At 55.1% G+C, this 17816-nt stretch carries 21 protein-coding genes, 1 other RNA gene and 1 pseudogene; 8 read left to right on the top strand and 15 right to left on the bottom strand.

Annotated elements, in window-relative coordinates; translation table 11 throughout:
• Positions 1–61: 61 nt before the first annotated feature.
• From A3GO_RS25450 to hrcA, 7 genes are all read right to left on the bottom strand, one after another.
• Positions 62–1048, bottom strand: a complete 987-nt coding sequence (locus A3GO_RS25450; RefSeq protein WP_169720418.1) for a flagellar hook-length control protein FliK — start codon at positions 1046–1048, stop codon at positions 62–64.
• 219 nt (positions 1049–1267) lie between these two features.
• On the bottom strand, positions 1268–1735 hold the full coding sequence (locus A3GO_RS0116795; RefSeq protein ID WP_169720417.1) for a hypothetical protein: 468 nt from the start codon (positions 1733–1735) through the stop codon (positions 1268–1270).
• 40 nt (positions 1736–1775) lie between these two features.
• Entirely contained in the window at positions 1776–2579 is an 804-nt protein-coding gene (dapB, locus tag A3GO_RS0116790) for a 4-hydroxy-tetrahydrodipicolinate reductase (RefSeq protein ID WP_029134391.1), read from the bottom strand.
• A 57-nt stretch (positions 2580–2636) separates the two neighbouring features.
• Positions 2637–3770, bottom strand: a complete 1134-nt coding sequence (gene dnaJ, locus A3GO_RS0116785; RefSeq protein WP_029134390.1) for a molecular chaperone DnaJ — start codon at positions 3768–3770, stop codon at positions 2637–2639.
• A 117-nt stretch (positions 3771–3887) separates the two neighbouring features.
• Entirely contained in the window at positions 3888–5825 is a 1938-nt protein-coding gene (gene dnaK / locus A3GO_RS0116780) for a molecular chaperone DnaK (RefSeq protein WP_029134389.1), read from the bottom strand.
• A gap of 95 nt (positions 5826–5920) precedes the next feature.
• Positions 5921–6526, bottom strand: coding sequence for a nucleotide exchange factor GrpE (gene grpE / locus A3GO_RS0116775; RefSeq protein WP_029134388.1), 606 nt, complete (start codon positions 6524–6526; stop codon positions 5921–5923).
• A 135-nt stretch (positions 6527–6661) separates the two neighbouring features.
• Positions 6662–7726, bottom strand: coding sequence for a heat-inducible transcriptional repressor HrcA (gene hrcA, locus A3GO_RS24230; RefSeq protein ID WP_245621766.1), 1065 nt, complete (start codon positions 7724–7726; stop codon positions 6662–6664).
• 225 nt (positions 7727–7951) lie between these two features.
• Between hrcA and A3GO_RS0116765 the strand changes: the two genes are divergently transcribed.
• Together A3GO_RS0116765 and recN are read left to right on the top strand one after the other, a co-directional pair.
• Complete coding sequence (locus tag A3GO_RS0116765; RefSeq protein WP_029134387.1) at positions 7952–8833, top strand: NAD(+) kinase; 882 nt, start codon at positions 7952–7954, stop codon at positions 8831–8833.
• 6 nt (positions 8834–8839) lie between these two features.
• Positions 8840–10510, top strand: coding sequence for a DNA repair protein RecN (gene recN, locus A3GO_RS0116760; protein ID WP_029134386.1), 1671 nt, complete (start codon positions 8840–8842; stop codon positions 10508–10510).
• A 34-nt stretch (positions 10511–10544) separates the two neighbouring features.
• On the opposite strand, the gene fur is transcribed toward recN, so the two are convergent.
• Positions 10545–10973 (bottom strand): ferric iron uptake transcriptional regulator, encoded by a 429-nt coding sequence (gene fur, locus A3GO_RS0116755; RefSeq protein ID WP_029134385.1) that lies wholly within the window; start codon positions 10971–10973, stop codon positions 10545–10547.
• A gap of 93 nt (positions 10974–11066) precedes the next feature.
• Here fur and A3GO_RS0116750 point away from each other — a divergent pair, with 93 nt between their 5' ends.
• On the top strand, positions 11067–11561 hold the full coding sequence (locus A3GO_RS0116750) for an outer membrane protein assembly factor BamE (RefSeq protein WP_029134384.1): 495 nt from the start codon (positions 11067–11069) through the stop codon (positions 11559–11561).
• Positions 11562–11612: 51 nt separating this feature from the next.
• On the opposite strand, the gene A3GO_RS0116745 is transcribed toward A3GO_RS0116750, so the two are convergent.
• The 3 genes from A3GO_RS0116745 to A3GO_RS0116735 are packed head-to-tail and all read right to left on the bottom strand — an operon-like array spanning position 11613 to position 13725.
• A complete protein-coding gene (locus A3GO_RS0116745; protein WP_394707566.1) occupies positions 11613–11924 on the bottom strand; it encodes an RnfH family protein in 312 nt (103 codons plus the stop codon).
• The gene (locus A3GO_RS0116740) at positions 11914–12351 is read right to left on the bottom strand and encodes a type II toxin-antitoxin system RatA family toxin (protein WP_029134382.1); all 438 of its coding nucleotides are present in this window, start codon (positions 12349–12351) and stop codon (positions 11914–11916) included. Before A3GO_RS0116740 ends, A3GO_RS0116745 begins: the two co-directional genes overlap by 11 nt.
• Positions 12352–13725, bottom strand: a complete 1374-nt coding sequence (locus A3GO_RS0116735) for a sodium-dependent transporter (protein ID WP_029134381.1) — start codon at positions 13723–13725, stop codon at positions 12352–12354.
• 180 nt (positions 13726–13905) lie between these two features.
• Here A3GO_RS0116735 and smpB point away from each other — a divergent pair, with 180 nt between their 5' ends.
• The gene (gene smpB, locus A3GO_RS0116730; RefSeq protein WP_029134380.1) at positions 13906–14388 is read left to right on the top strand and encodes an SsrA-binding protein SmpB; all 483 of its coding nucleotides are present in this window, start codon (positions 13906–13908) and stop codon (positions 14386–14388) included.
• 99 nt (positions 14389–14487) lie between these two features.
• Positions 14488–14864, top strand: a transfer-messenger RNA (tmRNA) gene (gene ssrA, locus A3GO_RS25840).
• A 312-nt stretch (positions 14865–15176) separates the two neighbouring features.
• On the opposite strand, the gene A3GO_RS0116725 is transcribed toward ssrA, so the two are convergent.
• The 3 genes from A3GO_RS0116725 to A3GO_RS0116715 are packed head-to-tail and all read right to left on the bottom strand — an operon-like array spanning position 15177 to position 15831.
• On the bottom strand, positions 15177–15362 hold the full coding sequence (locus tag A3GO_RS0116725; protein ID WP_029134379.1) for a hypothetical protein: 186 nt from the start codon (positions 15360–15362) through the stop codon (positions 15177–15179).
• A 35-nt stretch (positions 15363–15397) separates the two neighbouring features.
• Complete coding sequence (locus tag A3GO_RS26390; protein ID WP_169720416.1) at positions 15398–15559, bottom strand: hypothetical protein; 162 nt, start codon at positions 15557–15559, stop codon at positions 15398–15400.
• Positions 15547–15831 (bottom strand): MFS transporter, encoded by a 285-nt coding sequence (locus A3GO_RS0116715; RefSeq protein WP_029134378.1) that lies wholly within the window; start codon positions 15829–15831, stop codon positions 15547–15549. The genes A3GO_RS26390 and A3GO_RS0116715 overlap by 13 nt, the downstream gene beginning before the upstream one ends.
• Positions 15832–15999: 168 nt before the next feature.
• On the opposite strand from A3GO_RS0116715, the pseudogene A3GO_RS0116710 reads away from it, so the two are divergent.
• The 3 genes and pseudogenes from A3GO_RS0116710 to A3GO_RS0116700 all read left to right on the top strand — a co-directional run.
• Positions 16000–16335, top strand: a pseudogene (locus A3GO_RS0116710) (transposase); the annotation flags it as partial.
• A gap of 63 nt (positions 16336–16398) precedes the next feature.
• Positions 16399–16578 (top strand): hypothetical protein, encoded by a 180-nt coding sequence (locus A3GO_RS26215; protein ID WP_157606851.1) that lies wholly within the window; start codon positions 16399–16401, stop codon positions 16576–16578.
• Positions 16579–16701: 123 nt separating this feature from the next.
• Positions 16702–17586 (top strand): hypothetical protein, encoded by an 885-nt coding sequence (locus A3GO_RS0116700; RefSeq protein WP_029134376.1) that lies wholly within the window; start codon positions 16702–16704, stop codon positions 17584–17586.
• Positions 17587–17647: 61 nt separating this feature from the next.
• On the opposite strand, the gene A3GO_RS24225 is transcribed toward A3GO_RS0116700, so the two are convergent.
• On the bottom strand, positions 17648–17816 hold a 169-nt coding region (locus A3GO_RS24225; protein WP_037375720.1), incomplete at its 5' end, for a transposase.

The raw sequence follows: 17816 nt of genomic DNA, 5'->3' as shown, positions 1-17816 counted from the left end.
GCTGAAAGAGCGCGACCAAGGTTGCGGGCTGTCGCCCGCAACCTTGGCCAGGCATGATCATTCATGCGTAGTCATCGACAAGGCCACTGGATGTCACGACGCGGACCGGGCCGAGCTCCTCCGAACTGTCGGCATCACCTCCCCGTTGCCCGTTGGCGGTAAAATTACCCCCACCGCCGGCACCCGCCTGCTGGAACAGATCCATACCGTTCTTCTGCTCCCCGGCATCACGCTGCGCCACATCCACATTGACCAGCTGCATGTTGTTATCGGCAAACATTTCACGCAGACGCGGAATCGCCGATTCGAGAGCCTCTTTGACCGCCGCGTTGTTCGTCAGGAAACTGATGTTGGTCTGATCATTCTGGATTGAGACCTGGATATCGACAGGACCAAGGTGGCGCGGTGTGACATGCAGCGACGCCTGCTGCATCTGACTCCCTACCATCCACATAACCCGGTTACTGAGCACATTATCCCAACCCTTCTCTCCGACGGGAACCGAAATGGCCGGGGGTGTATATACCTCGGATCGTTGGGTCGATATCTGCTCGAGCCCCGAAACCACTGCGCTCAACGGTGTCGCTGTGGCCACGCCATTACCATTTAATACCCCGGCCGGCAGATCCCCCGTAAACAAGCTCGGTTTAACACCAACAGTATCGTTAGTGATCTCGCCTTTTGTCAGCAGTAACGCCGTCTGGGCATCCGCTGGATTTACTGGTCGACTCCCTTGTCCAGTCTCGACATTCACCGAATTCCCACCAGCACCCTGACGCAGCAGCGCGGCGCGCAGGTCTGCCGCGGTTAAAGCGACGCCCGGTGTCGATTGCACACCGAGCGTGGCGGCGATCTCCTCCCCAACACCCTCCGCTCCTGTCAGTTGAAGCATCCACTGCAGCAGAGAAGGATTGCTCAGTGCATTGGCGGGATCGGCAATATCTGCCGAAAACGGCAAACCATTGCCGTTTTCAAGCAGTGCCTCAAGCTGGCTCAACTGATCGGGGGGCAACATATCCTGAAGCTTGGCCATACCTTCGGGCGTCATTAGCTCCCCATTGATAATCCTTTTGAAATCAATGACATTTCCATCACTTGCCGTTGTACCCGATAGGCTTGAACGACCATTTCCTGCCGAAGAAGGCAGTAAAGAGGGAAGCATATTTGAACCTGGCATCGCGCTATTCACATATCACTCCTGGCTTGCGCTGTATGGAATGACCATGTAATCAGCAGTAACTGTGCCAACAGAGTAAGGATCAACGCCTTATTCAAGAAAGTCGCGTTTTTCTGCCCGTCTCCATTCACCGGACTGCACTTGCCACTCACCTTGTTCAGCAGCCAGCGTCAGATCCAGCCGAATCAGGTCAGCGCGCATGGAAAGCAGTTGAGATACACCGCTGAAGGGTTGCCCCGCCACGGCGACGAAGAGTGTCACCTCCGCCCGCTGTTCCCCGATCAGTTCGAGACGGCTCACCTGGGTCAGCAGATGGATCGATTGGTGGGCCACAAAATAACCGGCCAACAGGCGCATGATCGCCTGCTTGTTGCGGCCGGCACCGCCACTATAAGTGGCTGACAGGAGTGGCGACACCGCAGAAAGCGAGCGGGACTCAACTGCCTGCTCACCCGTATCGAGCAGTTCGCGTATCTGTTCTTCGGGGGTCTTTTCACCATTGCTGCATGCGGTGATGAGTAGGAGCAACAGGAGCAGCGTACCTAACCGGCCCAGCATCATCGCCAATCCTCCAGCCAGATTCCGCCGGGCAACCCGTTCAGCGCAGCCCCAATACATCCTGCATGTCGAACAGGCCGCTGTCCCGCTGCATCAGCCAGCCGGCCCCGCGCACGGCACCATTAGCGAAGGTCATACGACTGGATGCCTTGTGGGTAATCTCCACCCGCTCACCCATCGCGGCAAACAGTACGGTATGATCACCCACCACATCACCGGCACGGATGGTTTCAAAACCGATGGTTTTCCGGTCCCGCTCACCGGTTATGCCTTCACGGCCATAAACGGCGCACTCTTTAAGATCACGACCCAGTGCGTCGGCTACTACTTCGCCCATGCGCAAGGCGGTGCCGGAAGGGGCATCCACCTTGTGGCGATGATGCGCCTCGATCACCTCGATATCCACCTCATCACCCATTACTCGGGCAGCGATATCCAGCAGTTTAAAACAGAGATTGACACCAACACTCATGTTGGGTGCCAGAATAATGGGGATCTCCCCGGAAGCCGCCTGCAGTTCAGCCTTCTGTGCTTCGGAGAAACCGGTGGTCCCGATCACCATCCGCTTACCGTGAGCACGACAGACCGCCAGATGAGACAGGGTCACTTGAGGCGCAGTGAAGTCGATGACGACATCGAAGTCGTCGACAACCGCCTCCAGGGAATCCCGGATGGTCACATCGATCCGGCCGATACCGGCCAACTCACCCGCATCGGCCCCCAGCAGCGTACTACCGGGCCGCTCAGTGGCGGCACCCAGGGTAATGCCTTCGGCGTCAGACACCGCCTGTATCAGCGCCTTACCCATACGCCCGGCGGCCCCCACGACTGCTATTTTGATCATCGCTGCTGTTCCTGTTACTGGTTTTATTTGGTTCCGCGGACTGTCTAGCTGGGGCGTTTAAAAACCCATGCTCTCAAAAAACTTCTTTACGCCGTCCATCCATCCTGTGGAGTGCGGGCTGTGCTTGCCGCCGGCATCTTTCATGGTTTCATCCAGTTGACGCAACAGTTCCTTCTGGTGTTCGGTCAAGTTGACCGGTGTCTCCACCATTACCTTGCACAGCAGATCGCCAACGGGACCTCCACGTACCGGCTTGACTCCCTTTCCGCGCATCCGGAACATCTTGCCCGACTGGGTGCCCGCAGGAATCTTCAGCACGACCTTTCCATTCAACGTGGGCACTTCAAGCTCGCCCCCCAGGGCGGCACTGACAAAACTGATGGGAACCTCACAGAACAGATGGTTCTCTTCACGGGTAAAGATCTCATGCGGCTTGACCGAGATCTGCACGTAGAGATCACCTGCAGGACCGCCGCTCTCGCCCGCCTCGCCTTCGCCGGAAAGCCGGATCCGGTCCCCGGTATCAACCCCGGGCGGCACCTTCACTGAAAGCGTCTTGTGCTCCTGAATCCGACCGGCCCCGTGACAGGCCGGACAAGGGGACTCGATAACCGACCCCTTGCCGCGACAGGTCGGGCAGGTCTGCTGTACCGAGAAGAAGCCCTGCTGCATCCTGACCTGGCCATGGCCGGCACAGGTGCTGCAGGTCTTGGGCTTGGTGCCCTTCTTGGCGCCGCTGCCATTGCAGGGATTACACTTGACCATGGTGGGCACGCGAATCTTGACCGAGGTACCGGCCACGGCATCTTCCAGGGAGAGCTGCAGGTTGTAGCGGAGGTCGGCGCCACGATGCACCCGTGAACCGCCACCCCGACCGCCAAAGATATCGCCGAACACATCGCCAAAGATATCGCTGAAGTTTCCTCCGGCGCCATGCCCGTAGCCCCCGCCCATGGAGTTATCCACACCGGCGTGTCCAAACTGATCGTAGGCGGCACGTTTCTGGGCGTCTGAAAGGACTTCGTAGGCCTCCTTGGCCTCTTTGAACCGCTTCTCCGAATCCGCACTCTGATCACCGGAGTTGCGATCCGGGTGGTGTTTCATGGCGAGTCGCCGATAGGCCTTTTTGATCTCGGCTTCACTGGCGTTCTTACTGACACCTAATACTTCGTAAAAGTCACGCTTCGACATATTCGATCTACTTTGTAAACCGCCAAAGCGCGAGGGTATGCAGGGACCTTCCAGCCCCCCCATACCAACGCGCCTCAGCTATGAAATATCAGACGGGTAACCCGTCACTCAACACCGCTACTTGTCCTCTTTGACCTCTTCGAACTCGGCATCGACCACATCGTCATCCTTGCCTGCGGACTTGGCATTCGCATCAGCAGCTCCCGCTGCGCCGGCTGCGGCCTCGTCACCGCCCTTCTGGGCATAGAGCCGCTCTGCCATTTTGGCTGAAGCCTCGGTCAGAGTCTTGGTCTTGGCCTCGATTGCATCCTTGTTATCGCCCTTGATAGCCTCTTCCAGGTCCTTGATAGCAGACTCGATGGACTCCTTTTCGCCAGCTTCGAGTTTCTCTTCACCCAGCTCTTCCATCGACTTGCGGATAGCGTGAATCATGTTATCCGCCTGGTTGCGCGCCTGGACCAGTTCATTGAACTTGCGATCCTCTTCGGCGTGCGCTTCGGCATCCTTGATCATCCGATCCACTTCGTCATCACTCAGACCGGAAGATGCCTTGATAATAATCGATTGCTCCTTGCCGGTCGCCTTGTCCTTGGCGGAGACATTGAGAATGCCGTTGGCGTCGATATCAAAGCTGACCTCGATCTGCGGCATGCCCCGAGGTGCCGGTGGGATATCGGTCAGATCGAAACGACCCAGCGACTTGTTGGCGCCCGCTTGCTCACGCTCACCCTGCAGCACGTGTACTGTTACCGCAGTCTGATTGTCATCGGCAGTCGAAAATACCTGGCTGGCATTGGTCGGGATAGTGGTGTTCTTCTCGATCAGTTTGGTCATCACACCGCCCATGGTCTCGATACCGAGCGACAGGGGAGTCACGTCCAGCAACAGCACATCCTTCACCTCTCCACCCAGGACACCGCCCTGAATGGCCGCACCGATCGCAACGGCCTCGTCCGGGTTGACATCACGCCGGGGGGTCTTGCCGAAGAACTCTTCAACCATGGCCTGGACCTTGGGCATACGGGTCTGTCCACCAACCAGGATCACCTCATCGATCTCGGAGGCGCTCAGGCCGGCATCATTCAGCGCCGTGCGGCAGGGGGCGATGGTACGGTTCACCAGATCATCCACCAGCGCTTCCAGCTTGGAGCGGGTCAGTTTGATGTTCAGGTGCTTCGGACCCGAGGCGTCTGCGGTGATGTAGGGCAGGTTGATATCGGTCTGCTGGCCATTGGAGAGCTCGATCTTGGCCTTTTCCGCGCCCTCTTTCAGACGCTGCAGGGCCAGCGGGTCATTGCGCAGGTCGAATCCCTGCTCCTTCTTAAAGGTCTCTACCAGATAATCGATAATGCGCAGGTCGAAGTCCTCACCACCCAGGAAGGTATCACCATTGGTGGAGAGCACCTCGAACTGATGTTCGCCGTCGATTTCGGCAATTTCAATAATGGAGATATCGAAGGTACCGCCGCCCAGATCGAACACCGCCAGCTTCTGGTCGCCACGCTTCTTGTCCATGCCGTAGGCCAGTGCGGCTGCGGTCGGCTCATTGATGATACGCTTGACATCCAATCCGGCGATGCGGCCGGCATCCTTGGTCGCCTGACGTTGTGAATCGTTGAAGTAAGCAGGTACGGTAACAACCGCCTCGGTCACCTCCTCACCGAGATAATCCTCGGCGGTTTTCTTCATTTTCTGAAGAATCTTTGCCGAGATTTCCGGCGCTGCCATCTTCTTGCCGTTCGCCTCAACCCAGGCATCACCGTTATCGGCCTTTACAATCTTGTAAGGGACCATCTCGATATCACGCTGAACCACGTCGTCTTCAAAGCGACGGCCGATCAGACGCTTGATCGCAAACAGGGTGTTCTGGGGATTGGTCACCGCCTGACGTTTTGCAGACTGGCCGACCAACACCTCTCCTTCACTGTTGTAGGCTACGATGGAGGGGGTTGTGCGATCGCCTTCGCTGTTCTCGATAACACGGGCGCTGTCGCCATCCATCACTGCCACGCAGGAGTTGGTTGTGCCCAGATCGATTCCGATGATCTTTCCCATTGTTTGATCTCTCCGGTTAACTGTCTGTTGTTAGATATAAAAGTACTTGTTTAAGGTTGTTATTCCAGATGGGGATAACCCTTCGATTTTCAAGGTCAGGCCTGTTCATCCACCTGACCGGGTTCGGCCTGGGAGACCATCACCATGGCTGGCCGTACCAGACGACCGTTCAGGGTGTATCCCTTCTGCACCACAATCACCACGGTATTCGGGGGCACATCACTGCGCGGCTGCATGCTCATTGCCTGGTGCAGCTCCGGATCAAAGGGTTGACCCTCGGGATTGATCTGCACCACATTGAACTTCTCCATAACATCGGAGAACAGTTTCAAGGTAAGCGCGGTACCTTCACGCAGGTGATCAATGGTGGCGTTTTCATCATTCGCGGCCGCCAACCCCATCTCCATGCTGTCACGTACCGGCAGCAGCTCGTTGACAAAGCGCTCCAGGGCGTATTTATGCGCATTTTCCAGCTCCCGTTCCTGCCGCTTACGCAAATTATCCATCTGAGCCTGGGTGCGTACCAATTGATCCCAGTGCTCATCCGCCTTGGCCCGGGCGTCTTCCAGCAGCAGGGTCAACTCTTCAGGGGTCTGCGCATCGGCTGTGGACTCCACCTGGCCTGAATCAACCTCGGCGCCGTTTTCAGCCGTCTCATCAATCACCGCCTGATCACTGACCTGTTCCTGATCTTTGCTCATCTGTTTCCTCTAACTTGTTGAAGTCTGAAAATAAAACAAACAGACCGCCAAAATGGGCGACCTGATTGAAAGGGGATCCTGATAATCCCCACAATCTGGGGGGTGGATAGGCTGGTTTCAAGCCATATCAGCCAATTATTTCTCTTTTCGCGTCTGCATGGCGGTGCTCAACAGCTTGGCAGTGATATCAACAATCGGTATCACCCGGTCATACGCCATGCGGGTCGGCCCCACCACCCCCAGAACACCGGCCACCTTGCTGTCCACCTGGTAGGGTGCGGTGACCAGACTACACTGGTCCAGCGCCCTGTACCCGGACTCCTCACCAATAAACAGTTGTACGCCCTCGGCCAGCATGGAGCCGTCGAGCAAGTGGAGAATTTCATTCTTTTCCGTGAAGGAATCGAACAGTTCACGAAGTTTGTTCATCTGTGAGAAATCATTAAAGTCCATCAGATTGGTCTGGCCGGCCATCACATAATCATCACCACTGATCTCCGGATCGATTACCTGCTCCGCCATCTCCAGCGCCTGCGCCATGATCTGATTCATGTCCTTGCGCGCCTGTTCCATCTCCCGCACCAGTCGTTGATGCATATCTTCCATGGAGAGCCCCGAATAGTGCTGATTCAGCATGTTGGCAAACTGTACCAGTTGGGACGCCGTATAACTCTTGCGAACATCGATCACCCGGTTATGTACCTCACCCTCGGTAGTCACCAGGATGGTCAGCAGTCGCTTGCTGGAAAGCGGAAGAAATTCAATCTGCCTGAAAGTAAGCTGTTTGCGGCGCGGAATCATCACCAATCCGGCCATGTGGGTCAGGCGTGAGAGCAGCTTCGAGGCGGACTCGACCAGTATTTTGGGATCAGCCGAAGTGTATAATCCCGTCTCAAGCTGCTTGATTTTGCCTGCTTCCAGCGGCTTCAGCGTGACCAGGGTATCCACAAACATACGGTAGCCGGAGGCGGTCGGTACCCTGCCCGCCGACGTGTGGGGTGACGAAACCAGCCCGAGATCCTCCAGATCCGCCATGACATTGCGAATGGTAGCGGGACTCAGATCCAGTCCGGAGTCACGGGACAGGGTGCGGGAGCCCACTGGCTCGCCGTCCTGGATATAGCGCTCAATTAGTACTTTCAGCAAATGCTGGGCACGTTCGTTTACCGACAATTCACTCGACACTTTTTTAACTGTCACAACCAACCTCTGTAGTATCCGAGTAACCGTTTCCGGTCCGCCGCCGATAACCGCCCGTTAGCACTCTTAATAATCGAGTGCTAACGGATGGATTATCATTTTCACACCTGACACTGTCAAGAAACGATCCAACGGCAGGAAAGCGCACGCTATCGGTTGGCTGGTCAGTGACGCCATGATAAGTTGGCGTCTGAAACTGCGTTTAAATATAAGACGAAAATGCCCATGCCACAGAAATTCCATACCATCGGTCTGATCGGTAAACACGGGGACGTCTCCCCTCGCGAGACGGTACTCGAACTGGGGCATTTTCTGCTGGAACGGGGCCATCGGGTGCTACTGGAAGAGAGCACCGCCAACCGAACTCCGAATCACAAGATGATTGCGGTTTCACTGGATGATCTGGGCGCCGAGTCGGATCTGGCCATTGTGGTTGGCGGTGATGGCACCCTCTTGCACACCGCCCGCAGCCTGGCCGACTATGAAGTGCCCTTGCTGGGTATCAACCTGGGTCGTCTCGGCTTTCTGGCGGATATCTCACCCAGGGAGATGCTGACTACCCTGGAGCAGATATTCTCGGGCGAGTTCCGGGAAGAGTCGCGGTTCCTGCTTAGCGCGGAAATCGATGGCGTCCATTACACCGCCTTCAATGACGTGGTAGTACACAAGTGGAACATCGCTCGCATGATTGAATTCGAGACCTATATCGATGGCAGTTTTGTCAATGTGCAGCGCTCCGACGGCATTATTATCTCCACTCCTACCGGCTCCACCGCCTATGCCCTCTCTGGTGGAGGGCCGCTGCTGCATACCGGTCTGAATGCCACGTTACTGGTGCCAATCTGTCCCCACACCCTCAGCAACCGGCCACTTGTGGTGGATGGCGACAGCGAGATCGAGATTGTCGTCTGCGACCCCTCCGAGAATGTGCATCTCAGGATCACCTGTGACGGCCAGACCAGCCTGCCGTTGCGGGGCGACCGGGTAACCATACGCAAACATGCCCACCCGGTACGACTGATACACCCGGTCAATCACGATCATTTTTATATCCTGAGAACAAAACTCGGCTGGAGTGAACACAATACCCTTTCCAAGGACAAGTAGTCTCCTATGCTGCAACAGATAAACATCAAAGACCTGGCCATCGTCAGTACCCTGGAGGTCGAGTTGCTTCCGGGCATGACAGTATTGACGGGTGAGACCGGTGCTGGAAAATCGATCCTGGTGGACGCACTGGGGCTGGTGCTGGGAGATCGCGCCGATACAGGCATGATCCGCAACGATTGCGACCGTGCGGAGATCACCGCCATTTTCGACACCGAGGGGCTTCCCTCGGTCAATCAATGGCTGGAGGAGAACGCCCTGGATAATGACGGCCAGTGCATCATTCGCCGTGTACTGCTGTGCAACGGCAGTTCCCGCGCCTTCATCAATGGTTCTCCCGCCCCGCTCAAATCCCTGCAGGAGCTGGGCAACCAGCTGGTGGATATCCATGGCCAGCATGCCCACCAGTCACTATTGAGACGTCACCACCAACGGCAATTGCTGGATGAGTTCGCGGGACATGCTGAACGTTGCCGGGAGACTGCCGAGTGCTATCTGGCTTGGCGGGAAGCCGAGCAGCAACTCACCACCCTGCAGGCCAGCGTGGAAGAACGAACCGCCAGAATCGACCTGCTACGTTATCAAATCAATGAGCTGGGCACATTGAACCTAGGGGAAACCGAGCTCGATGAACTGCTTCAGGAGCATGGGCTGCTCAGCAATGCTGGAAATATCATCGAACGATGCAACTTCGCCTTGAGCTGGCTGGACGACGAGGAGTCCGCTGCCCTCTCCCGCATCAATCGGGCTTATGGCGAACTGATCGATCTAGCCGGGATAGACCCCGGACTGAAGAGCACTTGCGAGCTGCTGGACAGCGCCGGAATCCAGATCAGTGAAGCTCTCTCCTCGCTCCGTCATTTTGCCGACAACCTGGAACTCGACCCGGCTCGTCTGGCCCATCTGGACCAGCGTCTGCAGGAGATCCACGACCTGGCGAGAAAATATCGCTGCAAACCGGAGGAGATACCGTCACTGTTGAATAAGCTGCAGCAGGAGCTGGATCAGCTGGACCATGCCGATGCCCATCTGGAGACCCTGAAACAAAAGGTTGAAACACTCTGGAACGCCTATCTGACCCAGGCGAACGACCTGAGCAACTCACGTCAGGCTGCCGCCCGACGACTGGGCACTCAGGTCTCCGAGGGCATGCATTCACTCGGCATGCCGAACGGGCTGCTGGCGGTGGAGGTGACGGTGCTGGATGAAGCGAAGGCCTCGGTAAATGGCCTCGATCAGATTGAATTTCTGGTCAGTGCCAATCCGGGGCAACCGCCCAAACCCCTCGCCAAGGTGGCATCAGGCGGTGAACTGTCACGCATCAGTCTGGCAATTCAGGTCGCCACGGCCAGCTGCACCCAAGTGCCCACCCTGATCTTTGATGAGGTGGATGTGGGTATTGGTGGCGGAATCGCGGAGATTGTCGGACGCCTGCTGCGCCAGCTGGGAAATACCCAACAGGTGCTGTGCGTTACCCATCTGCCCCAGGTGGCATCCCAGGGACATCAGCACCTGCGGGTTGAAAAGGGATCCAATGGCCAGGAGACCCACACCAGCCTGGGCAAACTGGAAGGAGATTCCCGGGTAAGCGAGATTGCACGCATGCTCGGTGGTGTGGAGATCACGCCACACACCCTGAATCACGCCAGGGAAATGGTGGAGCGGGTTCACGGATAACTACAACAGTTATTAAAGTATATTCAGGTACTTCTCACCTAATTTTTTTGCGGTTGCAATTCTTGTCCAGGCACTTGCCATAGATGACCAGCTCATGTTCACTGATCTGAAAGCCCAGATCATCCGCAATCATCTGCTGGCGTTTCTCGATGGTCTCATCAACAAACTCTTTCACCCGGCCGCAGGTGACACAGACAATATGGTCGTGGTGTTTGCCTTTGCTGAGCTCAAAAACCGAGTAGCCATCCTCAAAGTGATGTTTTTCAACCAATCCGGCCGCTTCAAACTGGGTGAGTACCCGGTAGACCGTGGCCAATCCGATATCTTCATTGGCTGCGAGCAGCATCTTGTAGACATCTTCAGCGCTGACATGCCGTTCCGGGCTCTTCTCCAGCAGCTCCAGAATCTTCACCCGAGGCGCCGTGACCTTCAGACCCGCCTTCCTAATATCCTGATCTTCCAAAACAAGTTACCTCAGGTGTTTTCATGCTGTGATTCAGGTATCATTCCGGCCATATTAAAACTAGATAGTTCCCTTACAAACCGGAAAGAGTGAATGCAAAAGCTTCTCATCTATTGGGTATGTGGCGCAAGCCTGCTGCTCACGGGCTGCTCCACCGTCAAGGATGTCAGTGACGCTATCCCTAACGCATTGAATCGGCTGCCTTTGGTCCATCGGCCAGACATCCAGCAGGGCAATGTAGTCAACCAGGATTCGATCAATAAACTCAAGCCGGGCATGTCGAAAAGCCAAGTCAGCTACCTGCTGGGGACCCCCATGCTGGTGGATGTGTTTCACCAGGACCGGTGGGATTACCTATATAGTATGAAACAGGGAAGCAAGGAAGTTACCCAGGAGCGGGTTACGCTCTACTTTGCCGATGATCGCCTCACCAGGATCGAAGGGGATTACCGTCCACAACCGACAGCGGAAACAACCGAGGCTAAACCGGAAGACGAGACCATCATTTCGGTACCCGATTACACCGGTGACAGCAAAGGCCTGTTCTCCCGGGCATTGGAATCGGTCGGCATCGAATCCGAGAACTAACACCATTAATGACAACAGGGCTGGGGATAGCCCCAATCCCTGCTGTCGGGTTTACTCCCCACCGCCCTTCTTGAGCTGTTTTCCCTCAGCCGCACGCTTCTTGCGGGCCTCCTTGGGATCGGCAATCAATGGACGATAGATCTCCACCCGGTCCCCAGGCTGCAGCTCGGCATCGCCCTTGGCCGCCTTGCCAAACACACCGAATTTTGCGCTGGAGAGATCGATCTCCGGAAAACGCTCGGTAATACGGGACCGCTCAACAGCCTGTTGGACGGTAATCCCCGGTTCACCATTAACGGTCAGGATCACCTGCTCATCGGATTTCGCATAGGCGACTTCTATATCAAAATGTTCACTCACCACGGGCTACCTCATCTGCACGTTTGCAGAATGCATCGACTAATGTGTTGGCAATCTGGCTGAATACCGCGCCAAACGCCGAATTGATTAACTTTCCTGAAAACTCGAAATCGAGTTCCAGTTCCACCTTGCAGGCATCCTCACGCAAGGCGGTAAAACGCCACTCTCCCTGCAGACGCTTGAACGGTCCATCCTGTAGCCGGATTACGATCCGCTCATGGGGAAAAAGCCGGTTACATGTGGAAAAAGTCTGGCTTATTCCGATACGCGAAACCTCCAGCCGGCCACACAACTCCTCCTCATTACGGGAAAGCAGTTGAGTGGATTTACACCAAGGCAGAAACTGTGGATAAGACTCTACATCATTGATCAGCTCAAACATCTCGGCGGCTGAATGGGCCACCAGGGCACTCTTCTGGACTACTGGCAACTATAAAACTCCTATCACCCGCAAGAAAATCAGCAGCATGGCCGCAGGTGTAATAAAACGAATAATAAAATACCAAAGCTTGAAACCGATACCAGCCAGACCACCCAGCTCATCCACCACGGAATCCCGAGCCATCACCCAGCCGACAAACAGCGCCATGCAAAGCCCCCCCAGGGGCAGTATGATACTCGAAGTGGCAATATCCAGCACATCAAACAGGCCATGCCGCTTAACAATCCCACCGAAGTTGAAACTGAATGACCAGCTACTGAAGGAGAGGATCGTCACAACCCCCAGCAGCCATGCGACTATTCCGGTCCAGATAGAGGCCCGGACCCTCTCAATTTCACGATTCTCAACCAACCAGGCGATCAGCGGTTCAATCAGTGCAATAGCCGAAGTCCAGGCCGCAAACACCAGCAATAGAAAAAACAGGGACCCAAAGAACGACCCACCGGGCATCTGTCCGAAAGCGATCGGCAGCGTTTGAAAAATGAGCCCCGGCCCCTCGCCCGCCGCCAGATCATTGGCGAATACAACAGGAAAGATGGCCAGCCCGGCCAGCAAGGCCACCACCGTATCCAGCAGGCCCACCAGAATCGATGTCCTGGCGATAGAGACGCCATTGGGAAGATAGGAGCCGTACACCAACATGGCCCCCAGTCCCAGGGTGAGAGTAAAGAAGGCATGCCCCATCGCGATCAAAACCCCGGCGGGCGTCAGTTTGCTGAAATCACTCTCAAACAGGTAGTTGAAGGCCTGGGGGAAATCACCAATTCTGGCAGCATAGGCCACCAGCACCAGAAGTAGGAAAAACAGGAGCGGCATCAAGATCCTTGCCGCCTTTTCCAGACCGTTCCTGACTCCGCGGGATACCACCTTGATGGTCATCACCATAAATATGGTATGCCACGCCAGCAATCTTTCTGGGTCGGCCACCAGTTGAGTAAAGATGCTGCCCGCACCTTCCGCAGTCACCCGCACAAACGCCCCGCTCACCATGCGCATCAGGTAGGCCAGAGTCCAGCCGGCTATCACGCTGTAGTAGGAGAGTATAACCAATCCGGCCAGCATGCCGGCCCACCCCAGCAGTCGCCAGGTGGTGCTTGCACCCGCTTCGATCGACAGTGTATGCAGACTGTTGACGGGGCTTTGACGGCCACGTCGTCCGATCAGCACCTCCGCCATCATGATCGGGATACCAATCAGCGCAATACAGAGCAGATAAACCAGGACAAAGGCGCCGCCGCCGTTTTCGCCGGTAAGATAGGGGAATTTCCAGATATTGCCCAGACCCACGGCCGAGCCGGTTGCCGCCAGAATAAACATCAGGCGTGATGACCACTGACCATGAATGGAAATACGCTTGGACAAGGAGTGAATCCTCCGCAAGTTCGTTGACCGGCCGACTGCCTGTTCACCACCCTGTCCGGAGACAAGGAGTCGGCATTTTCAGCGAATTCCCCAATCAGCACAAGTAAACGGTCCGCAAACATGGGTAATCTGCAACATCCCACTAGCCTCCGCCCCACCCTGTCACATACAATTCGCCGCATGGCAAAAAAATCGAAAAAGCAGTCCGGACAAGGCAGTTCAACCATCGCCCTGAACAAGAAGGCGAGACATGAGTACTTCATTGAAGAACGCTATGAGGCGGGCGTCTCGCTCCAGGGCTGGGAAGTCAAAAGCCTGCGTGAGGGCCGGGTGCAACTTACCGACAGTTACGTATTCATCAGAAATGGAGAAGCCTCGCTGATCGGCACCAACATCACCCCGCTGCTCAGCGCCTCAACCCACATCAAGCCGGAGCCGATGCGCTCCCGCAAGCTCCTGTTGCACAGGCAAGAACTGGACAAACTGATCGGCATGGTCGAGCGCAAAGGCTACACACTGGTCCCGATCGCCCTGTACTGGAAGAAGGGCAAGGTCAAGCTCGAGGTTGGCTTGGCCAAGGGCAAGCAGTTGCATGACAAGCGGGAAACCGAAAAGAACCGGGACTGGGACCGGGACAAACAGCGTATTCTTAAGGCCCACTGAGCCAGCCAAAAAAACAATCTATTGAAAAAAGCATTCAGTCACCCAATATAGGGGACAAGGAACCAACAGAGCCTGTATACTGTCTGTTGGGTTTACCCAGGGGGCGACATGGCTTCGACGTGGGTGATGAAACCTGAGGTGCATGCCGAGGATACAGACAGCCTCGTAAATAAGTCTGTAACACTATAGTTGCCAACGACGACAACTACGCTCTCGCCGCTTAATAACCGGTAGAAGCCGTCTGACTGGAGCCGTGCTTGTGCGTCCAGAGTCCCTCGGGACATTTCAGGCGTCATAGCTCACAAGATCGCGATAATGTACGTCCGGGACGGCATCGCTAAAACTTAACCGGAATCGCTGTCTACACGCCCTGTTTGCCGGGCAGTAGCCAGTTAAAAATAATCGGCGGAACTAAGCATGTAGAGCCAAAGGCGGAGTGCTTGCGGACGCGGGTTCGATTCCCGCCGCCTCCACCAATAATAAAACCCCAACCGTTCTCGGTTGGGGTTTTTTCTTGCCTGATCGTGCCGTTTCCGCGTACTGGTGCGGGTTCCTGCGAACGCCTGCGGAATTCGCCAGCCACTCAATTTGGCAGTTCCGGGCCAGATTCCACTCTCTCCTGGCCATTCCTCGCTCGACCTCACTCTCTGAAATAGGCCCGAAATCCGCAAGGACTGCAACGCGCCATCGATTTAAAGTTGGCACCGCTATCCCCCCGACGACGACCGACCTGCCCGATGCCCAGTTCACCATAGATTCAACCTCAGGTCCGCGCCCAGGAGGCCCCGCTACAAGCCCGGCTGGCTATCCTCCCCTGCAATCAATTGCCGATTCTCGAAGTCGTCGTAGCGCAGCCGGAACTCGCTGCTCAAGGTCAAAAAAGCCTCAGAACCCATCGGCATGGCTTTCAAGGGGCGATCGTCACGACTGCCGGGCTGGCGGCGCCATGCTTCAGCCCAACGAGTGGACATCATGCCACTTCCGGTTTCCGTTCCCCAGCCTGCAGTCTTCAGAGGATAAGGATCGGATCGCACATCATAGCGCTCATCGCAAACCCAACGGTCAGTACCAGATTGCAGAACAGTGACAGGCGAACCAGCGGCGACGCGGCTTTCACCTGACTTCGGATGAACAGGGCCAGACCCACACCTGCCGCCACTAACAGTGACACATTGATTTGCCCCGTCCCGGGATCATAGCGAGGGCGTAAGCCGCCAGGAACACCGTCAACGATAAGGTTCCCACCACGTCGAAACGCGGCTTTACCTCGGCCGTGAACTGTCGGTCGACCGACGGAAAACGCTGAGCCAGGAGCCAAGCGAGAACGCCCAAGGGGGCATTGATCAGAAACAGCATGGACCAATCACTCCGTGCGACCAGGACACCACCGAGCGATGGCCCCAGAGCGGTTCCGATGGCAGATACCGTGCCGAGAATACCCATGGCGCTGCCGGTTTTTCCTTATCGATGAACCCGATGCGGTTTGCGCCCCCCAGAGTGGGGGCCGAACGCCTTTTCGATAGCTACAGTGGCTATGTGCAGACCGATGGCTATAGCGCCTATAGAAAATTGGGGGGAAGGTCTTACCCAGGTGGGTTGCTGGGCCCATGCGCGCTGGAGGAGTTCGCGGCACACTGGGATAAAAAATACCCATATATCAGCCGCACCTGGCGTAACCATTGGCCCAACCTGAACACGTTGTTTCGGTACCCCGAGGACATTCGCAAGGCCATCTACACCACCAACGCCATCGAGTCCCTGAACAGCGTGATCCGCAAGGCCATCAAAAAACGGAAGCTGTTCCCGACCGACGACTCGGCCCGGAAGGTGGTCTACCTCGCAATCATGGACGCGTCAAAAAAATGGACAATGCCGATCAGAAATTGGAAGGCTGCACTGAACCGGTTTATGATCGAGTTTGAGGATCGCATCAGCGACTATGTATAACCCCGGCGGTTACACAGAATTATTTACACCCTCTCCAATAAATGATCAGGGACACTTCAATCCATGAATCGAACGAATTTTATTCTGCCTTGTGCGCTACTCAAGAATTTAGGAGAACTTGTCGATATCCATGTATTATCGCTCTCACTGGAGTTTTCTGTTGATGCTGTCATTTCCGACGTTCTTTCAATCGGCTCCATGCAGCCCCAAGTTGAAATCACCCTCCATGCAGCCCCAAGTTGAAATCACCATGGCTGCACTCAAGAAGCAGAATAACGCGATGACGCAGCAAGATGAGTTGGCGCTGCAATAACAAAACAGCGAGTCGAAACAGGAGTTGATCAGTAGTTCCGGACCATATGGGCTATGAATTTAAAGAAGGAAGAATTCGTTTTATCTGAGCAGGTGAGGCTCGCCTATGGCAACGCCACATCTTCTGCCATTGGCATATATATCATATCTATTGCCATATTTTATGGTTTGAACAGCGAGTTTCCTTTCTATCTATTATTAGCTTGGACAGGAACCATGCTGCTTATTTCTAGCGCAAGGCTATTTTCTATTTGGCGATTCCATTCTACCTACATCCCCTCGCAGGCCCACCTCTGGGGAAAACGACTAACAATCAACACCGCGATAGCTGGAGTAGGCTGGGGATCATTGAGTCTGTTTCCCATCCTAACAACAGAAACCACGTACAAAACAGCTATCGTCCTTATTCTACTGGGCGTGATTAGCTCGTCTGTTCCGTTATTCGCGTCCTATATTTCTGCCTTTGTTGCTTCGAGCTTATTGTCCGTATTAATTCTTCCAATCATTGTATATACGCAGTTTGAACAAGCTGCTCAACTCTTAACAATTGCACTGGCTTTATTCATAGTTCTCGTTTATCACATTACCATCAAAACCAATAAGAATCTCACAAAGGCCTTCGAACTGGAGTTTGAGAAAGATAAACTGGTTAATGATCTGAGTAGCGAGGTTGAGAAGCGTAAAGAGATTCAACAGCAGCTTGAATATAGTCAGCAGCACCTGGAAAGGATTGTAGAAGAGCGAACCCTACAGCTGAAACAAAGCAATGAAGAGTTGACTAACGAAGTAGAAGAACGCAAGAACGCTCAAAAAGCACTATATGAAAATGAACAACGGTTACAAATCGCTGGTAAAGCATCTTATGATCTGATTTATGAATGGGACGTATCTCAAAAAAAAGTAAGTATCCCCCGGCAAAGCCGGGGGCTTTATCTGTGAGCCACTCGAAGCGGCCTGTATTACGGAGCCTGACGGCTCCTTGAGCCCCTCGAAGGGGCCACTACACCAAGTTCAGCTGATCAATCCTGCGATCTTCTGCTTCTTGGTGTCGGATGTAATCCCTGATTACTTTCTCATCCCTGCCCACCGTCGAGGCAAAGTAACCCCTAGCCCAGAAGTGCTGTCCCACATAATTTCTCTTTCGACCTTGATAGGTGCGGGCTATGTGG

It is taken from the genome of Sedimenticola selenatireducens DSM 17993, from assembly GCF_000428045.1.
Classification (GTDB): Bacteria; Pseudomonadota; Gammaproteobacteria; order Chromatiales; family Chromatiaceae; genus Sedimenticola; species Sedimenticola selenatireducens.
The sequence above is the reverse complement of the archived record's forward strand: the minus strand, read 5'-3'. Positions and strand labels throughout refer to the sequence as shown.

Excerpts from the sequence above, each read along its gene's own strand:
- A3GO_RS25450 (WP_169720418.1), bottom strand. The coding sequence starts at position 1,048 with ATGACGCCCGAAGGTATGGCCAAGCTTCAGGATATGTTGCCCCCCGAT.
- A3GO_RS0116795 (WP_169720417.1), bottom strand. The coding sequence starts at position 1,735 with ATGCTGGGCCGGTTAGGTACGCTGCTCCTGTTGCTCCTACTCATCACC.
- dapB (WP_029134391.1), bottom strand. The coding sequence starts at position 2,579 with ATGATCAAAATAGCAGTCGTGGGGGCCGCCGGGCGTATGGGTAAGGCG.
- dnaJ (WP_029134390.1), bottom strand. The coding sequence starts at position 3,770 with ATGTCGAAGCGTGACTTTTACGAAGTATTAGGTGTCAGTAAGAACGCC.
- dnaK (WP_029134389.1), bottom strand. The coding sequence starts at position 5,825 with ATGGGAAAGATCATCGGAATCGATCTGGGCACAACCAACTCCTGCGTG.
- grpE (WP_029134388.1), bottom strand. The coding sequence starts at position 6,526 with ATGAGCAAAGATCAGGAACAGGTCAGTGATCAGGCGGTGATTGATGAG.
- A3GO_RS0116765 (WP_029134387.1), top strand. The coding sequence starts at position 7,952 with ATGCCACAGAAATTCCATACCATCGGTCTGATCGGTAAACACGGGGAC.
- recN (WP_029134386.1), top strand. The coding sequence starts at position 8,840 with ATGCTGCAACAGATAAACATCAAAGACCTGGCCATCGTCAGTACCCTG.
- A3GO_RS0116750 (WP_029134384.1), top strand. The coding sequence starts at position 11,067 with ATGCAAAAGCTTCTCATCTATTGGGTATGTGGCGCAAGCCTGCTGCTC.
- smpB (WP_029134380.1), top strand. The coding sequence starts at position 13,906 with ATGGCAAAAAAATCGAAAAAGCAGTCCGGACAAGGCAGTTCAACCATC.
- A3GO_RS0116725 (WP_029134379.1), bottom strand. The coding sequence starts at position 15,362 with ATGATGTCCACTCGTTGGGCTGAAGCATGGCGCCGCCAGCCCGGCAGT.
- A3GO_RS0116715 (WP_029134378.1), bottom strand. The coding sequence starts at position 15,831 with ATGGGTATTCTCGGCACGGTATCTGCCATCGGAACCGCTCTGGGGCCA.
- A3GO_RS26215 (WP_157606851.1), top strand. The coding sequence starts at position 16,399 with ATGAATCGAACGAATTTTATTCTGCCTTGTGCGCTACTCAAGAATTTA.
- A3GO_RS0116700 (WP_029134376.1), top strand. The coding sequence starts at position 16,702 with ATGAATTTAAAGAAGGAAGAATTCGTTTTATCTGAGCAGGTGAGGCTC.